Below are 863 nucleotides of genomic sequence, written 5' to 3'. Positions count from 1 at the left end.
ACTTCGGGCGCGGACAGACCATTCTAAAACAACGAGAGAGGATCAAACGAAAGACCATCGAAACCCGGCGCTTGCTTCACCGCAAATCCGCCGCATAATCACAACAACCAGTTGAGCCAGACCCTCTCTTAGTTCAGGCGGCCATCTGTCCCAAAATCCCTGACGACGGACAGTGTCGTACCAGCGGTAGAAGGTCGTTCTGGGAATGCCGAGTTTTCCAGTGTGCGTTTGATCGGCAGGTGCGAACCGTCAACCAGCCGGATGATCTCAAGCTTTTCGGATGCGGGATATCTCATTCGTCGTCTCCCCCATCCTCGAACATGCTTTTTTTGAGCAGCCGGTTCTCAAGGGTCAGGTCGGCGACTACCTCTTTCAGCGCCGACGATTCCGCTCTCAAATTCTTCACCTCAGAGCTGGTAGCCTGGCGTGCGGTATCGCCAGCCAACCGCTTCTTACCGGCCTCAAGGAACTCTTTCGACCAGCTATAATACAAGCTGGTAGCTATTCCTTCACGGCGACACAGCTCCGCTATGCTGTCTTCACCACGAAGCCCATCCAACACAATACGGATCTTCTCCTCTGCCGAATGCTGGCGCCGTGTCTTCCTGCGGATGTCTTTGACAACTCTCTCTGCTGACGCTTTCTGTTTCCCGGAATTCATTCTCATCTCCACTCTCCGATGGTTACGATGAGCCTGAAATCCTCCGCTACGCAATCAAACTAGTCTGTTCCATGGGTGCTGACGGCAGACACCTCGTCCAGCCACGGCGGAGGGCTAAGGCAGCCCGACGCTTTCTGAAGCGGTTGATTGCGCAATTCGGCGAACCCCGTGTTGTGATTACGGATAAGCTGAGAAGCTATTT

The 863-nt window shown here is 54.1% G+C and carries 2 pseudogenes; one reads left to right on the top strand and one right to left on the bottom strand.

The features are described from left to right. Positions 1 to 174: 174 nt before the first annotated feature. Positions 175 to 667 (bottom strand): annotated as a pseudogene (locus ABLN87_RS22290) (transposase); the annotation flags it as partial. 86 nt (positions 668 to 753) lie between these two features. Here ABLN87_RS22290 and ABLN87_RS22285 point away from each other — a divergent pair. Next, positions 754 to 863: pseudogene (locus ABLN87_RS22285) on the top strand (IS6 family transposase); the annotation flags it as partial.

Source organism: Ruegeria sp. SCP10, assembly GCF_040329495.1.
GTDB lineage: Bacteria > Pseudomonadota > Alphaproteobacteria > Rhodobacterales > Rhodobacteraceae > Ruegeria.
This window is presented reverse-complemented; position numbering and strand designations above follow the sequence as displayed.